Raw genomic sequence first — 15,468 nt, 5'->3', positions numbered from 1 at the left:
CCGGAATGACGGTCGTCATATCACAGCCACTGCCAAACTGTGCAATAACCTCTAAGGTAGCGCAGATTCCACGTCGTGGAAAATCAGCTCGCGGCGTCGCGCAGATCCTCTGCGTCCTGAAACGGCGGCATGATCGGATGCACCGGCACGTTCCAGATTTCCTCGGCGTATTCGCGAATGGTGCGGTCGGACGAGAACCACGCCATGCGCGCGACATTGAGGATGCTGGCGCGTGTCCAGGCCGGTGCAACCTGCCAGCGCGCGTCGACACCGCGCTGCGCCTCGTAATAGGAATCGAAATCGGCGCTGACCATGTAGTGGTCGAGATAGCGCAAGGCGTGTGCGATGGACTCAAAACGTCCGGGATCGCCGGGCGAGAACGCGCCGGCGCCGATTGCATTGATGGCGCGCTGGAGCTTTGGCGAATTGCGGATCACGTCGGAGGCGTCCAGCCCCTGCTTGCGCCGGATCATCACGTCGCCGGCCTCCATACCGAAGATCGCGATGTTCTCTGCGCCGACATGGTCGCGGATCTCGATGTTGGCGCCGTCGAGCGTGCCGATGGTGAGGGCGCCGTTCAGTGACAGCTTCATGTTGCCGGTGCCGGAGGCCTCCATGCCGGCGGTCGAGATCTGCTCGGACAAATCGGCTGCGGGAATGATGATCTCGGCGAGGCTGACATTGTAGTCGGGCAGGAAGACGACCTTGAGCTTGCCGCCGATCGCGGGGTCGTTGTTGACGATTTCGGCGACGTCGTTGATCAGCTTGATGATCAGTTTTGCGTAGCGGTAGCTCGCCGCCGCCTTGCCGGCGAAGATCTTCACCCGCGGCACCCAGTTGCCGTTGGGATCGTCCTTGATCGACTGGTACAGCGCCACCGTCTCGATGACGTTGAGCAACTGGCGCTTGTATTCGTGGATGCGCTTGATCTGCACGTCGAACAGCGCGCCGGGGTCGACCTTGATGCCGAGCCGCTCGCCGATCAGGCGCGCCAGCGCCGTCTTGTTGTGAAGCTTGACGCTGCGGAACCTGCGCTGGAATTCGACGTCGCTGGCGCGCGCTTCGATCAGGCGGAGCTGCGTCGGATCGTCGAGCACGGCGTCGCCGCAGGCCTCGCGCAGCAGGTCGGTCAACTTCGGGTTTGCCAGCATCAGCCAGCGGCGGAAGGTGATGCCGTTGGTCTTGTTGGTGATGCGGCCGGGATAGAGATGGTTGAGATCGTGGAACACGGTCTCGCGCATCAGGTCCGAATGCATCGCGGAGACGCCGTTGATGCGATGCGAGCCGACGAAAGCGAGCTGGCCCATGCGCACGCGGCGGCCGCTCCTCTCGTCGATCAGCGAGACCGAGGCGCGGAAGTCGATGTCGCCGGGCGCACGCGCTTCGGCCAACGCGAGATGCTGGACGTTGATGCGGTAGATGATCTCGAGATGCCGCGGCAACAGCCGTTCGAACAGCTCGACCGGCCAGGTCTCGAGCGCCTCAGGCAAGAGCGTGTGGTTGGTGTAGGACAGCGTCGCAACCGTGATCTTCCAAGCCTCGTCCCAGCGGAAGTTGTGCAGGTCGACCAGGATGCGCATCAGCTCGGTGACGGCAAGGCTCGGGTGGGTGTCGTTGAGCTGCACCGCGACCTTGGCCGACAGGCTGCGGAGCTGTCCGTCGGACGAGAGATGACGCTTGACGAGATCCTGAAGCGAGGCCGAGACGAAGAAATATTCCTGGCGCAGGCGCAGCTCGCGGCCCGCCGGGCTCTCGTCATTCGGATAGAGGAATTTGCAGATCGCTTCCGCGCGCGACTGCTCGGCGCTGGCGCTGACATAGTCGCCCTTGTTGAAGGCTTCGAGCCTCAGGGGATCGGGCGATCGCGCCGACCAGAGGCGGAGCGCGTTGACGTGCTGGCCGCGCCAGCCGACGATCGGTGTATCATAGGCGATCGCCTGCACGATCTCGGACGGATGCCATATCGCGCGGTCGCGGCCCTTGTCGTCGACATGCTCGATGCCGCCGCCGAAATTGATGTCGTAGATCACCTCGGGCCGCTGCAATTCCCAGGGATTGCCGAAGCCGAGCCATTCGTCCGGATATTCCTGCTGCCAGCCCTGATTGATGATCTGGCGGAACAGGCCGTAATCGTAGCGGATGCCGTAACCGATCGCGGGGATCGACAGCGTCGCCATGCTTTCCATGAAGCAGGCGGCGAGACGTCCGAGACCGCCATTGCCAAGCGCGGCATCCGGTTCGCATTTGCGCAGCTCAGGTAGCGAGACGCCGAGATCGCCGAGCGCGACCTCGAAGATCTTCAAGAGGCCCATGTTGTTGAGCGCATCGGTGAAGAGGCGGCCGATCAGGAATTCGAGTGAGAGATAGTAGACGCGCTTGCGCCCCGCGTCGTAGCTGCGCTTCTCGGCGCTGAGCCAGCGATGCACGATGCGGTCGCGCAACGTGAGCGCCGCGGCCTGGTACCAGTCGTGCTTGGTCGCCATGCCTGCGTCCTTGCCGATGGCAAGGCGCAGCTTCGCGAGGATCGCGCCCTTGATCTCAGCCAGCGCGAGTTCGTCGATGGGCTGACCGGCAGCGGGAAAATTTGGCTGGAACGATGAATCTTGCAAGGCCGTCACTTCCTGGTCGCGAGAACATCACTAAACCCTACGCGTCATGCTTCCGGACCGAAACCATCGCCGGCGCGGCCGTGCACTGCGCTGGCGTAAATTTATGCAAGGAATGGGCCGGTTTGGGAACCCGGATGAGCACGGAGAAACGTGGATTCAGTGCTAGATTAGGGGCCAATTCAGCCAGCAGTGTGGAGGAAATGCCCATGAGACTGCTGATGCGACTGCTGCTCGAAATCGCCACTGCTGCCCTGTTCCTGGTCTGCATCACCGCCTCCAGCGCTGCGTTTGCCGCCGGCAAATCAGGCCGCAGCGCCGACGGCCTGAGCTGCGGCTTTACCGTCCCGCAAAATGCGTCCCCCGCCGCCCGCTGCGCCGCCATCAAGCGCCAATGCGGCGGCAAATTTTATGCGAGCGCGTGCGGGGATAGGCTGATGTCGGCGGCGAATTGAGCCGAAGTTCGCGTTACAAGGAAGGTGTCGTCCTGGCCCAAGCCAGGACCCATTACCCCAACTGTCAGAGAAGGCCCGTCCGGTCATTCCAGTCGGGATTCTCTTCCTCGATCAGCTTAATCTTCCAGTCACGCTTCCAGAACTTGAGCTGCTTCTCGCGCGCAATGGCTTCCTGCGGTGTCGCAAATACTTCGACATGAACCAGTCGGAAGATATCGTACCTGTGTACGAACTTGGAGCCTCTAACCGAACGGTGCAGCTCAATCCGCGCACAGATGTCGTTGGTGACACCGATATAGATTGTCCCGTGATGGCGACTTGCGAGGCTGTAGATGTAGTAGTTGCACGCGCTCATGGCTACAGCTCGCAAAAAGCAACGCTGACCGGGGTAATGGGTCCTGGCTTTCGCCAGGACGACGTTTCCTCAACAATCTTGGATGCCTATCAGAACAAATTAAGAACACTTTAGCAAGTCTTTGATATATCATTGTGATTCGGTGCGTTGCCGACACAATATCTAGGGTCTGTCAGACTTCGCGAGGACCACATGTCCACCATTGCCTTCGATCAATTTGCCCTCACCCGGATTGCCGATTTTGCGCGCTCGCTGTCGCGGCTGCATCAGGCGGCGCGGCGTTATGCGGTCGATGACGACCAGTTCGACCGCGAGTTCAACGCGGTGTGCCAGTCGATCTGGGGTTACACCATCGACGACGTCAGCGACGATCTGTTCGCGTCCGAGGACCATCTGTTTCTCGACACGCTGGACGAAGCGCATGCGCGCATCTTCGCGGCCGAGCAGGGCTATGACCTCGTCGACGAGGCGGGGATGCTGACCGACTGGTGGGGTTTCTGCTGGATGATTTTGGCCGAGAAGCGCGGCCTGCTGACGGCGGACAACCGTGCCGCGGCGCGCGCGGCGATCGAGGAGAAATATCTGGCGGCGCCGAATGTGATCGGGGTGATTATCGGGAGGTGAAGACTTGCTTGCTGTCATTCCGGGTTCATCGCTGCGCGATGCCCCGGAACGACGGAGCAAGCAGCTAGTCCAAACCCGCCCGCTTCGCCGATTTCTGCGCCTGTGACTTCGGCACCGTCACATCGGGCAAATGCCCCACGCACGATCTCTGCCGTCGGCGCATCCGCCGCCACAGTCTCTGCGCGCACCGGGGCTACTTTCATTTCGCCGAGGCGCGCGCGGACCTGCGCGGTGAGGCCGGGATAGGAGGCGACGGGCGTGAACTCCGCGGCCTGGTCGTTGCCGACGCGGATGCCGGTGTAGGCGACGAGGCCGTCGGTGGTCGCGATGACGTCGCCGGCCTTCAGCGAAGAATCCAGCGCGAGATCGACCGGGGCGAGGCCGGCCGGCTCGCGGCCGTTGCAGGTGCAGTCGGCGCGCAGCGCCTTGCGATAGGCAAACGCGTTCTCGCTGTCGGCGTAGCGCTCGCCGGTCTGCGCATAGGCGCCGTCGATGCTGGAGCCGAAATAGATTTTTGTGGCGCTGGCAGGACAGAAGGCCTGACACATCTGCGCCGGCGACGCGACGCCGCGCATCAGCGGAAAATATTTTCCGTCACAGCTGCGCACGCAGAAGGCCGGGCCCGAACCGCCGACAGCCACTGAGCGTGTCGGCGGGACATATTGTGGGGTTGCGGCATTCTGCTGGCCGGTGAAGGGATCAGCATAGGAGTTCGCCTGCGGCACCTCGCGCTGCGGGCGTTGCTGCTGCGCGCCACCGAAGAAGAAGTCGAACAGGCCTTCGGCCGAAACCGGGGCAGGGGCCGCGAGCAGCGGAGCTGCAAGGGTGGCGGCCACAAGCATCGCGCGACGCCGCCGGCGCGCATGGGACACGACTGTACGCAACGCTCACTCCACCCGACGCAACGCGACCGCCGAGAGCAACTCGTCTCAGCTTCCGATTCACCATAAAGCGTGATGGTAAACGATGGGTTGAGCGGGGCTGTTCACGAACGAAGTGGGGACCTCGTCATGGCCGGGCTTGTCCCGGCCATCCACGATCTTTGGTGCGGCAAAGACGTGGATGCCCGGGACAAGCCGGACAAGCCCGGGCATGACGACGGAGAGTGCTTTGTCGTCCTAGCTCTTCAAGAATTCCGACGCCTTGTACAGCGAGCGGAACGGCAGGCCGGCCTGGCCGAACGTGTCGGTGGCGCCTTCCTCGCGGTCGACCATGGTCAGCACCAGCACCACCTCGGCGCCCATCTCGCGCACGGATTCGACGGCCTTCATGGCCGAGCCGCCGGTGGTGGTGACATCCTCGACGATCACCACACGCTTGCCCTCGAGCGTCTCGCCTTTGGGCAGGCCCTCGATCGCCAGCTTCGCGCCGTGCTCCTTCGGCTTCTTGCGCACGAAGAACGCCGCGATCGGATGGCCCTTGATCCAGGAGATCTGCGCAAGCGCTCCGGCAAGCGGCACCGCGCCCATCTCGAGCCCGCCGATGAAATCGAGCTGGTCGTCCTTCAGCGTCTCATAGGTGAGCTCGGCGAGCAGTGTCGCGCCCTCCGGATCCAGCATGGTCGGCTTGAGGTTGAAATAGAAATCGCTCTTGCGGCCCGATGCGAGCGTGACGTCGCCGCGGCCGAAGGAGCGCCGGCGGATGATTTCGAACAGGCGGGCGCGGGAGGCTGATTTCGACACGGCGGTCCCTCGGGAGCGTTTTTGGAAGTGGCGGAATTTATCCGCGACGCCCGCGACATTCCAGAGGGGACAGGTCCAGTCAACAGGGATCGGCCGACGGTCGGCCATCCCGGTCCGCCGGTTGTAGGGCTGCGACCTTCTGGAGTAGTTGGGAGCCCAAGCCGAGAGCCCAAGCCGGGAGCTCAAGCCGGGAGCCTAAGCCTCTTGGGGAAGGAAATAAGGCATGATCATCGAGCTGCACACCTGGAACACGCCAAACGGCCGTAAGATTTCGGTCGCGCTGGAGGAAATGGGGCTGCCCTACAAGGTGATCCCGGTGAACATCAGCAAGGGCGAGCAAATGGCGCCGGAGTTCCTCAAGCTCTCCCCGAACAACAAGATTCCGGCGATCGTCGACCCCGAGGGCCCGGACGGCAAGCCCGTCAGCCTGTTCGAATCCGGCGCGATCCTGCTCTATCTCGGCGAAAAGACCGGAAAATTCCTGCCCAAATCGCTGGCTGGCCGCATTCCCGTCTACGAATGGCTGATGTGGCAGATGGGCGGTTTCGGGCCGATGCCGGGCCAGGTGCATCATTTCATCGCGCTCGAGAACGAGCAGGACCGCGCCTATGGCCTGAAGCGCTACATGGCGGAGACGCGCCGGCTCTACAGCGTGCTGGACCGCCGGCTCGACGGCCGAGACTTCGTCGCCGGAGATCTCTCGGTCGCCGATTTCGCCATCCTGGGCTGGGCCTGGCGCCATCCTCGCCACAAGGTAGAACTGGCCGATTTCCCCAACGTCAAGCGCTGGTACGAGGCGCTGATGGCACGGCCGGGGGTGAAGCGGGGGATGGAGGCGAAACTGGATTGAGGGGCGCTTCTCCCTCTCCCCGTTCTTACGGGGAGAGGGTTGGGGTGAGGGGCCTCTCCACGCACGAGATCGTCGAAGGACCTGTACCCCCTCACCCGGATCGCAAGAGCGATCCGACCTCTCTCCGCAAGCGGGGAGAGGTGAAAACCATCACACCTTCCTCGCCTCAACCGCCATCCGCACCGCGAGCCCGGCGAGCACCGTGCCCATCAGCCAGCGCTGCACCAGCATCCAACTCGGCCGGCGGGTCAGGAACAGCGCGATCGATCCGGCAGCGAGTGCGATCATGGCGTTGACGCTGACGCTGATCGCGATCTGGATCGTACCCAGCACCACTGACTGCGCCAGCACGCTGCCGGCGGCGGGATCGATGAACTGCGGCAGCAGTGCGAGATAGAGCATCGCGATCTTCGGATTGAGCAGGTTGGTGACGAACCCCATCGCGAACAATTTGCGCGGGCTGTCGATCGCGAGCTGCTTCACCTGGAACGGCGAGCGGCCACCTGGTTTCACCGCCTGCCAGGCGAGCCACAGCAGGTAACCGGCTCCGGCGAAGCGCAACGCGTCATAGGCGAAGGGAATGGCAAGCAGCAGCGCCGTGATGCCGAACGCCGCGCACAGCATGTAGAACACGAAGCCGAGCGCCACGCCGCCGAGCGAGACGATGCCGGCCGCCGGCCCCTGCGTGATCGAGCGCGAGATCAGATAGATCATGTTCGGCCCGGGCGTGAGCACGAGACCGAGGCAGACGAGGGCGAAGCCGAGCAGGGCGGATGTGTGGGGCATGGGTAAACCGGTGCGGGGGACGCCACAGTTCTAATATGCGCGGGATCGCGCCGCCATCGCGCAATTGCACGGAGGACAATTCTACCGTCCGGAGTAATCGCACATGGGCTCTGCAGATATCGAGCGCTGACGTTTCCGTATCGTCATGGCCGGGCTTGTCCCGGCCATCCACGCGCCACCGCGCGCAGGGAGAGACGTGGATGCCCGGGACAAGCCCAGGCATGACGAGTTCGTGGGGCGAGCACCCGAAGGTGCGCCATAGATGGCCGTCAATGCGCCTCGTCCCAATTCGTCGCTGCGCGGGCGTCGACATGCAGCGGCACCGAGAGCAGCACGGCGGGGAACGGCGCGTCCTGCATGACGTGCTGTACAACCGGAAGCGTCGCCTCGACCTCCGCGTCCGGCACCTCGAAGATCAGTTCGTCATGCACCTGGAGCAGCATCTGCGCCGACAGCTTCTTCTCGGCGAGTGCATCCTCCACCCGCGTCATGGCGCGGCGGATGATGTCGGCCGCGGTGCCCTGGAGCCGGGCGTTGATCGCGGCGCGCTCGTTAAAGGCGCGTACCGAGGCGTTCGACGCCTTGATGTCTGGATAGTGGCACTTGCGGCCGAACAGCGTCGTGACATAGCCGTGCTGCCGGCAGAAATCGCGGGTCTCGTCCATGTAGGCGCGGATGCCGGGAAAGCGCTCGAAATACTTCTTGATGTAGGCTGACGCCTCTTCGCGGGCGATGCCGAGCTGGTTGGCCAGTCCAAACGCCGAGATGCCGTAGATGATGCCGAAATTGATCGCTTTCGCGCGGCGCCGGATTTCGCTCGGCATGCCCTTGATCGGCACGCCGAACATTTCGGACGCCGTCATGGCGTGAATGTCGAGCCCGTCGCGGAAGGCCTGCTTCAGGACGGGAATGTCGGCGATCTCGGCGAGCAGCCGCAACTCGATCTGCGAATAGTCGGCCGAGACGAGCTTGTGCCCGGGCGTCGCGATGAAGGCGCGCCGGATCTTGCGGCCGTCCTCGGTGCGCACCGGAATGTTTTGCAGGTTCGGCTCGTTCGACGACAGCCGGCCCGTGGTGGTCGCGGCCAGCGCGTAGGTGGTGTGCACACGATGGGTCTGCGGATTGACGTAGGTCGGCAGCGCGTCGGTATAGGTCGATTTCAGCTTGGAGACCTGGCGCCACTCCAGAATTTTCTTCGGGAAGTCGTGGCCCTGCTCGGCGAGCTCGTCGAGCACCTGCGCGGTGGTCGACCACGCGCCGGTCTTGGTCTTGGTGCCGCCGGGCAATGACATCTTGCCGAACAGGATGTCGCCGATCTGCTTGGGGCTGCCGACATTGACCGGCTCGCCCGCGATCTGCTGGATTTCGGCTTCGACGCGGGCCGCGGTCTGGGCAAAGTCACCGGAAAGACGCGACAGCACCTGGCGGTCGATCGAGATGCCGCGCCGCTCCATCCGCGCGAGCACCGAGACCAGCGGCCGTTCCAGCGTTTCGTAGACTGCGGTCATGTGCTCGGCGACGAGGCGCGGCTTCAGTACGCGCCACACCCGCAACGTCACGTCGGCGCCTTCCGCCGACAGCGGCGCGGCCTTGTCGGTCGGGACCTGGTCGAATGTGATCTTGCCCTTGCCGCTGCCGAGCAGCTCGCTCTCCTTCAGCATGGCGTGGCCGAACCAGCGCTCCGAGAGCTGCTCGAGCGCATGCGAGCCGCGGCCGGCATCGAGCACATAGGAAATCAGTTGCGCATCGTCGGTGTTGCGCAGGGTGATGCCGTGCTGCGCCAGCATGACGGCGGTGAATTTTACGTCGAAGCCGATCTTGAGGATGCCGGCCGATTCCAGCACCGGCCGCAGCGCTTCGATGGCATCGGCGTGCTTGGCCTGATCCACGGCGAGGCCGGCGTCGAACAGGCCCGCGCCGCCGCCGGACTGCTTGTGTGCCAATGGCACATAGCAGGCATCGTTCGGCGCCAGCGCCAGCGCGACGCCGCAAAGATCGGCCTGCATCGGATTGATGGAGTTGGCGCGAATCTCGATCGCGACATGGCCGGTATCGTGGATGCGCGCGATGAAAGCGTTGAGCTCGGCGAGATTCTTGATCGTTTGATATTTGCCGCGGTCGACCGGAAGTTTTCGCAGAGCCTCTTCGCGCGCGGCGGCGAGCGAGATCGGCGCGCCCTTCAGGCTTGCGGCCTTGTCCTCCTTGCCGGCCGACTTGTTGCGCTCACCCGGCGCAGCTTGCACCGGTGCGCCGGCTCCTGGCGCGGGCACGACGTCGGAAGGCGGCAGCGGCGAGAATACGCTGGCGCCGCTCGCATAGCCGGGATTGGCATCCACGTTCGCTGGATCGATCTGCGAATAGTCGGAGACGCGCCGCGTCAGCGTCGTGAACTCCATCGCCTTCAGGAAAGCGATCAGCTTGCGTGCGTCGGGCTCGTGGACTGCGAGGTCGTCCAGCGGCACCTCCAGCTCAACCTTGTCGTCGAGCAGCACGAGCTGCCGCGAGATCCGCGCCTTCTCGGCATTCTCGATCAGCGCTTCGCGGCGCTTGGGCTGCTTGATCTCGCCGGCGCGGAACAGCAATTGCTCGAGGTCGCCATATTCGACGATCAGTTGCGCCGCGGTCTTGATGCCGATGCCGGGCACGCCCGGCACGTTGTCAGTGGAATCGCCGGCCAGCGCCTGCACCTCCACCACCTTGTTCGGCGGCACGCCGAACTTTTCAATCACCTCGGGAATGCCGATGCGGCGGTCCTTCATGGTGTCATACATGGTGACGCAGTCGGTCACGAGCTGCATCAGGTCCTTGTCGGAGGACACGATGGTCGCGCTCGCGCCGCGCTCGCAGGCCTCGCGCACATAGGTCGCGATCAGATCGTCGGCCTCGAAGCCGCCCTGTTCCAGGCAGGGCAGGTCGAAGGCGCGCACGGCTTCGCGGATCAGCGCGAATTGCGGGATCAGATCGTCAGGCGCCGGCGGTCGGTGCGCCTTGTATTCGGGATAGATCTTGTTGCGGAAGGTGACTTCCGACTTGTCGAAGATGATCGCGAGATGGGTCGGCCGGTTGTCCGCGGGCATATCGCGGAGCAGCTTCCACAACATGTTGCAGAAGCCGAGCACGGCATTGACCTGCAAACCGTCGGATTTGCGGTTCAGCGGCGGCAGCGCGTGATAGGCGCGGAAGATGTAGGAGGAACCGTCGACCAGGAAGACGTGGTCGCCCTTGCCGGCCGCCTTCGCGGCAACGGGCGTGGCGGATGCGGGCTTTTCGGCAGCTTTCGGGGAGGTTTTGGGCATGGCCGCAATGTATGAATTTTTGCGGCATTTGACAGCCTTGGAAGGGCGATTTTTGGCGGAGCCCACACCTCATCGTCGTCCCGGCGAAGGCCGGGACCCATAACCACAGGGTGCAATTTTGTGAAGACCGGCAGTTAAGCGATCGTGCCGCGGTACTGAGACCGCGTTTCATCGATAAATCACGCGGTATGGGTCCCGGCCTTCGCCGGGACGACGATCACTCCGCCGCCTGCAACACCGCCCCGGCCTTCTTCGGTGCGATCCAGTATGCATCCGGCCGCTCGAACAGGAAGTGCGCATTGAGGTGCAGTGCGGCCTGCCAGATCGCAAGCGAGCCGATCACGCCAGCGATGGTGACGATCAGCGACACCGTGCCGATGTCGGGAATGATGCCCGTGCGCAGCAGCAGCGTCCGTGTCGCCGCCATCGGCAGGAAGAAAGCCAGGTAGATCACGATCGAATGCCGGCCGCAGAAACGGAAGAAGTTCAGCCAGTGCGCATGCGCGAGCAGCGTGCCCATGGTGACGATGGCGCAAGCGCCGGCGAAGCCGAGGACGAGCGACACGATCTTCCATTCACTCGCGCCGAGCGCGACGACGCTCGCATTGATGAGCGCCCACGCTGCAAGCGCCGCGAGCGCAGGCGCCGGATGGTTGCGCGCGCGATCCGACAGCGCGAACACGTAAGGTGCGAACAAATAGCCCGAATAGAAGTAGACGAAGCGCGCGCAGAACTCGTCGATCGCGGTCCAGCCGGTCGCGATGCGCGCCGTCTCCAGCGCTGCGGCGACGAGCCAGATCGCGAGCGGCGGGACTCGCCGTGTCAGTTTTGTGACGACGAAGAAGATCGGCAGCAGATAGATGAACCAGAGCGTGCCGAACGGCTCGACGAAGGATTCCAGATACAACAAGCCGACGTCGCGCCAGCTGGTCTCGGCTGCGAATGCGGGTGCCTTGAAGCCGAACTGGATTGTCACCCAGACGACATAGAAATAGGCGAAATGCACCACCTTGCGGTCGAGATAGGTTCGCCAGTCGCGGTCGATCACCAACGGCAGAAACAGGCCCGAAATCAGGAAGAAATCCGGCATCCGGAACGGCTTTGCGAAGGCCACCAGCACATGCATGAAACCGGTCTCGCCGGCGGCGAGTTCAACCCCCAGCACCGAATGCATCATCACGACCATGACGATGCAGATGCCCTTGGCGTAGTCGATCCAGTCGACACGCGCGGCAGCCGGGGCCTTGATGCCTCCGCTCGCAGCGATTGTGCCGATTGGTGCCATGGTGTCTCTTTTCGAGGCGTGTTCCGCCCGGCTCTGTCCGGGCGTGGGGCAGTGTGGCGCCTTGCGGTTTACGATTTCTTTACCGGTACAATTCCTGTGCCGGTTTTTGCGTGCGCACTGTTCCCTCACCTCGGGAAAATGCTAAAACGCCCTGAGTTGGGGTTTCGTTAACCAAGGCAGACAGGTTTTTTCATGCGAATCGCAATGATCGGCACGGGCTATGTGGGACTGGTGTCCGGAGCCTGCTTTGCGGATTTCGGTCACGACGTCACCTGCGTCGACAAGGACGAGAAGAAGATCGCGGCACTCCATCGCGGCGAGATCCCGATCTACGAGCCCGGGCTCGACGAGCTGGTCGCGACCAACGTCAAGGCCAAGCGGCTGGACTTCACCACCGACCTGTCCAAGCCGGTCGCGGATGCCGACGCGGTGTTCATCGCGGTCGGTACGCCGTCGCGTCGTGGTGATGGTCACGCCGATCTTTCCTACGTCTACGCCGCCGCGCGCGAGATCGCGCAATCGCTGTCCGGCTTCACTGTCGTGGTGACAAAGTCGACCGTTCCGGTCGGCACCGGCGACGAGGTCGAGCGCATCATCCGCGAGACCAATCCGTTAGTCGACGTCGTGGTCGCCTCCAATCCCGAATTCCTGCGCGAGGGCGCCGCGATCCGCGACTTCAAATATCCCGATCGTGTCGTGGTCGGCACCTCCGACGAGCGCGGCCGCAAGGTGATGGGCGACGTCTATCGGCCGCTGTCGCTGAACCAGGCGCCGCTGATGTTCACGGAGCGCCGCACCGCCGAGATGATCAAATACGCCGCGAACGCGTTCCTCGCGACCAAGATCACCTTCATCAACGAGATCGCCGACCTTGCCGAGAAAGTCGGCGCCAACGTGCAGGAGGTCGCGCGCGGCATCGGCCTCGACAACCGTATCGGCACGAAATTCCTGCATGCCGGCCCGGGCTTCGGCGGCTCCTGCTTCCCGAAGGACACCAAGGCGCTGATCAAGATCGCGCAGGACTATGATGTCAGCTTGCGCATCGTCGAATCCGTGCTGGCGGTCAACGAGAACCGCAAGCGCGCGATGGCGCGGAAAGTGAGTCAGGCGCTCGGCGGCTCGCTACGCGGCAAGACCATCGCCGTGCTCGGCCTCACCTTCAAGCCCGACACCGACGACATGCGCGATGCGCCGTCGATTCCGCTGGTCACCGGCCTGCTCGACATGGGCGCGAAGGTAAAGGCCTTCGATCCGGTCGGCATGGAGCAGGCCAAGCAGGAGCTGCCCAGCATCACCTATTGCGAGGATGCCTATTCCTGCGCGCAAGGCGCCGATGCGCTGGTCATCGTTACCGAATGGGTGCAGTTCCGCGCGCTCGATCTCGACCGGCTGAAAGCGACCATGACGCAGCCGATCATCGTCGACCTCCGCAACATCTACCGCCCCGAAGACATGGCTGCCGCCGGTTTCGTCTACGAGAGCATCGGCCGGCCGCCGGTGCAGGGCTGATCGCCACACATTAGTTGTTGACCGAAACCGTCATGGCCGGGCTTGTCCCGGCCATCCACGTCTGTTTTTTAGTCCGAACTTCCCCTTGAGTAGCGACGTAAGCATTTGAGCTGGCGTGTAATTCCAGCGGGCGTGACGGCGCGTCTGCCTACATTATGGGGCGATAGGAATGCCGAGCCGATTGAAGACGTCTTGTTGTAGTGGGGTTGGACTTGTGAGCATAGCGGCCGGGGCGTCCTGACCGATGCGAACGATGTTGCGTGTGAGCGTGGCGAGATCCTGCAACAGCGTTCGAAAGCTGTGCACGGGCCGGCCATCGTGGGTGTGCTTGCGATTAGCCTTGGTTCTGGCCGCGGCCGAGACTCTGGCCTTGGCGACGGGCGAGACGCGCGCGGCGTCGGCGGCCTCGCGGTCGTGATCGTCGAACAGGATCGGGGCCAGCGCGCGGCGCATGTGCCAGACGATGTAATAAGCGAGCATGCAGAGGAAGACGTGGGCGCGCACGCGGCCAGCGAGGCGATGGTGGATCGGGCGCACCTCCAGTTCGACGGTCTTGATGGTGCGGAAGGCGCGTTCGACCTGGGCCAGGCTCTTGTAGGCACGCACCGTGGCGGCGGTGTCGAGGTTCTCGGCCGGCACGTTGGTCCGTAGCACATAGAAGCCGTCGAGCGACGCTTCGTTGGCGATGGCATCCTCGATCCGACTGAAGTCGAACGAAGTGTCGGTGATGGCGAGGTGGAAGTGCTTGGCCATCTTACGCTTGCCCAGCACGGCGCCGACCTTCAGACCGATCTCATCCTCGCCGCGCAAGGGGTTGCGCTGACGCTGCACGGCGGCCTTGACGCGGGCGAGATCCTTCTCGGTCGCCGCCAGCAACTCGCCGCGCTTGCGCCGACGCTCGTCGGCCAGATCCGGGTTGCGGCACACGATCAGGCGCTCGCCGGGGAAGTCGGGGGACGTGATCTCGGCCATATCGCGATCGTCGAACAGCGACAATTGCAGCGGGCCGCCGTCCTCGGCGAGCTTGCGGATCGCCGGCGCCCGCAGAGCGGTGATCCAATCGAGCCCGGCCGGCATCAGATCGGCTTCGATACGGGCGCTGGTGATCATGCCGCGATCGCCGACCAGTACCACACGCGACAGCTTGAAGCGGGCCTTCAGTTTGTCGACTTGCGCGGCCAGCGTGCTCGGGTCGGCGGTGTTACCTTCGAACACCTCCACCGCCACCGGGCAGCCGTCGGCGGCGCACAGCAAGCCGAACACGATCTGCAGCTTGTCGGAACGACCGTCGCGGCTGTAACCATGCCGCGCCAATTCGCAATGTCGCCCCTCCAGATAGCTGGAGGTGAGATCGTAGAGCACCAGCGAGCCGTCATGCAGATGGCGCTTGGCGAGCGTCGCCTCGATCCCCGGTTGGGCCGTGCCGAGCAGGTCGAGCGCTTCGTAAAGCTCGTCCTCGTCGACGGCGCTGAGATCGAGCAGTTCGCCCAGCGAATGCGCCGCCGTCGCCTCGCTGAGCTGGCGCGCCGTGGCCAGCTTGGCGGCCGGTTCGATCACCCGTGCCACGATCAAGGCCAAAGCCAGCCTGGCCAACCGTCTGGGCTTGTCCGGGACAAGGCGATGCAGTCCGAGCTGGCGCGCCATGCCGAGCACCGCGGCCACGTGGCCGTGCGGCAGCGAGCGCTCGATCCGCAGTTGCTCGGCCGGCGAGACCAGCTCCTCGCCTTTCAGGACGCGGCGCAGCGCATCGATCTTCTCATCCGGCCAATGCGACAGGTTGGCCAGCGTGCGCGACTTGATCTTGTCGCCCTCGCGATAGCTCTCGCGCAACAGGATCGCGGGCGGCGAGTTGCGGTTGGGAATGCGGGCGACGAACATGCCGGAATCGAATCACGGAAACCTGCCATTCGCAAGCCAAAAATCATCATTTACATGCCTACAAAATCAGCCCGATCCAAACTTCTCAAATCCTCTCAACGCTCTAACAAAAATCCCGAGGGGAAGTTCGGTTTAGTCTAAA

The 15,468-nt window shown here is 63.7% G+C and carries 11 protein-coding genes and 1 pseudogene; 4 read left to right on the top strand and 8 right to left on the bottom strand.

All coding sequences use genetic code 11. From position 1 onward, the window contains the following. Positions 1 to 83: 83 nt before the first annotated feature. Positions 84 to 2,609 carry a glycogen/starch/alpha-glucan phosphorylase gene (locus IVB18_RS46965; protein ID WP_247986823.1) on the bottom strand — a complete coding sequence of 842 codons (2,526 nt, stop codon included), beginning with the start codon at positions 2,607 to 2,609 and terminating at the stop codon, positions 84 to 86. A gap of 206 nt (positions 2,610 to 2,815) precedes the next feature. Here IVB18_RS46965 and IVB18_RS46960 point away from each other — a divergent pair, with 206 nt between their 5' ends. Continuing rightward, a complete protein-coding gene (locus IVB18_RS46960; protein WP_247986822.1) occupies positions 2,816 to 3,061 on the top strand; it encodes a hypothetical protein in 246 nt (81 codons plus the stop codon). A 64-nt stretch (positions 3,062 to 3,125) separates the two neighbouring features. Here IVB18_RS46960 and IVB18_RS46955 read toward each other — a convergent pair whose 3' ends face one another. Next, on the bottom strand, positions 3,126 to 3,416 hold the full coding sequence (locus IVB18_RS46955) for a GIY-YIG nuclease family protein (protein WP_247986821.1): 291 nt from the start codon (positions 3,414 to 3,416) through the stop codon (positions 3,126 to 3,128). Between the two features lie 192 nt (positions 3,417 to 3,608). Between IVB18_RS46955 and IVB18_RS46950 the strand changes: the two genes are divergently transcribed. Beyond that, positions 3,609 to 4,040, top strand: coding sequence for a hypothetical protein (locus IVB18_RS46950; protein ID WP_247986820.1), 432 nt, complete (start codon positions 3,609 to 3,611; stop codon positions 4,038 to 4,040). Between the two features lie 64 nt (positions 4,041 to 4,104). Here the strand turns inward: IVB18_RS46950 and IVB18_RS46945 are convergent. Continuing rightward, positions 4,105 to 4,882 (bottom strand): annotated as a pseudogene (locus IVB18_RS46945) (DUF2865 domain-containing protein). Positions 4,883 to 5,158: 276 nt separating this feature from the next. After that, positions 5,159 to 5,722 carry an orotate phosphoribosyltransferase gene (pyrE, locus tag IVB18_RS46940; RefSeq protein ID WP_247986819.1) on the bottom strand — a complete coding sequence of 188 codons (564 nt, stop codon included), beginning with the start codon at positions 5,720 to 5,722 and terminating at the stop codon, positions 5,159 to 5,161. 223 nt (positions 5,723 to 5,945) lie between these two features. On the opposite strand from pyrE, the gene IVB18_RS46935 reads away from it, so the two are divergent. Then, positions 5,946 to 6,572 carry a glutathione S-transferase family protein gene (locus IVB18_RS46935; protein ID WP_247986818.1) on the top strand — a complete coding sequence of 209 codons (627 nt, stop codon included), beginning with the start codon at positions 5,946 to 5,948 and terminating at the stop codon, positions 6,570 to 6,572. A 150-nt stretch (positions 6,573 to 6,722) separates the two neighbouring features. Here IVB18_RS46935 and IVB18_RS46930 read toward each other — a convergent pair whose 3' ends face one another. The 3 genes from IVB18_RS46930 to IVB18_RS46920 all read right to left on the bottom strand — a co-directional run bounded on the left by IVB18_RS46930 (position 6,723) and on the right by IVB18_RS46920 (position 11,939). Further along, positions 6,723 to 7,358 carry a LysE family translocator gene (locus IVB18_RS46930; protein WP_247986817.1) on the bottom strand — a complete coding sequence of 212 codons (636 nt, stop codon included), beginning with the start codon at positions 7,356 to 7,358 and terminating at the stop codon, positions 6,723 to 6,725. Positions 7,359 to 7,627: 269 nt separating this feature from the next. Next, complete coding sequence (gene polA / locus IVB18_RS46925) at positions 7,628 to 10,654, bottom strand: DNA polymerase I (RefSeq protein ID WP_247986816.1); 3,027 nt, start codon at positions 10,652 to 10,654, stop codon at positions 7,628 to 7,630. A gap of 217 nt (positions 10,655 to 10,871) precedes the next feature. Beyond that, entirely contained in the window at positions 10,872 to 11,939 is a 1,068-nt protein-coding gene (locus IVB18_RS46920) for an acyltransferase family protein (protein ID WP_247986815.1), read from the bottom strand. A 192-nt stretch (positions 11,940 to 12,131) separates the two neighbouring features. On the opposite strand from IVB18_RS46920, the gene IVB18_RS46915 reads away from it, so the two are divergent. After that, complete coding sequence (locus IVB18_RS46915) at positions 12,132 to 13,448, top strand: UDP-glucose/GDP-mannose dehydrogenase family protein (protein WP_247986814.1); 1,317 nt, start codon at positions 12,132 to 12,134, stop codon at positions 13,446 to 13,448. A 153-nt stretch (positions 13,449 to 13,601) separates the two neighbouring features. On the opposite strand, the gene IVB18_RS46910 is transcribed toward IVB18_RS46915, so the two are convergent. Continuing rightward, positions 13,602 to 15,326 (bottom strand): IS1634 family transposase, encoded by a 1,725-nt coding sequence (locus IVB18_RS46910; protein ID WP_247983724.1) that lies wholly within the window; start codon positions 15,324 to 15,326, stop codon positions 13,602 to 13,604. Between the last annotated feature and the right edge of the window lie 142 nt (positions 15,327 to 15,468).

It is taken from the genome of Bradyrhizobium sp. 186, from assembly GCF_023101685.1.
Taxonomy (GTDB): Bacteria; Pseudomonadota; Alphaproteobacteria; order Rhizobiales; family Xanthobacteraceae; genus Bradyrhizobium.
This window is presented reverse-complemented; position numbering and strand designations above follow the sequence as displayed.

What these genes read in the sequence shown, in the direction of transcription:
- IVB18_RS46935 (WP_247986818.1), top strand. Translation starts at nt 5,946, where the DNA reads ATGATCATCGAGCTGCACACCTGGAACACGCCAAACGGCCGTAAGATT.
- IVB18_RS46920 (WP_247986815.1), bottom strand. Translation starts at nt 11,939, where the DNA reads ATGGCACCAATCGGCACAATCGCTGCGAGCGGAGGCATCAAGGCCCCG.
- IVB18_RS46930 (WP_247986817.1), bottom strand. Translation starts at nt 7,358, where the DNA reads ATGCCCCACACATCCGCCCTGCTCGGCTTCGCCCTCGTCTGCCTCGGT.
- IVB18_RS46910 (WP_247983724.1), bottom strand. Translation starts at nt 15,326, where the DNA reads ATGTTCGTCGCCCGCATTCCCAACCGCAACTCGCCGCCCGCGATCCTG.
- polA (WP_247986816.1), bottom strand. Translation starts at nt 10,654, where the DNA reads ATGCCCAAAACCTCCCCGAAAGCTGCCGAAAAGCCCGCATCCGCCACG.
- IVB18_RS46915 (WP_247986814.1), top strand. Translation starts at nt 12,132, where the DNA reads ATGCGAATCGCAATGATCGGCACGGGCTATGTGGGACTGGTGTCCGGA.
- IVB18_RS46950 (WP_247986820.1), top strand. Translation starts at nt 3,609, where the DNA reads ATGTCCACCATTGCCTTCGATCAATTTGCCCTCACCCGGATTGCCGAT.
- IVB18_RS46960 (WP_247986822.1), top strand. Translation starts at nt 2,816, where the DNA reads ATGAGACTGCTGATGCGACTGCTGCTCGAAATCGCCACTGCTGCCCTG.
- IVB18_RS46955 (WP_247986821.1), bottom strand. Translation starts at nt 3,416, where the DNA reads ATGAGCGCGTGCAACTACTACATCTACAGCCTCGCAAGTCGCCATCAC.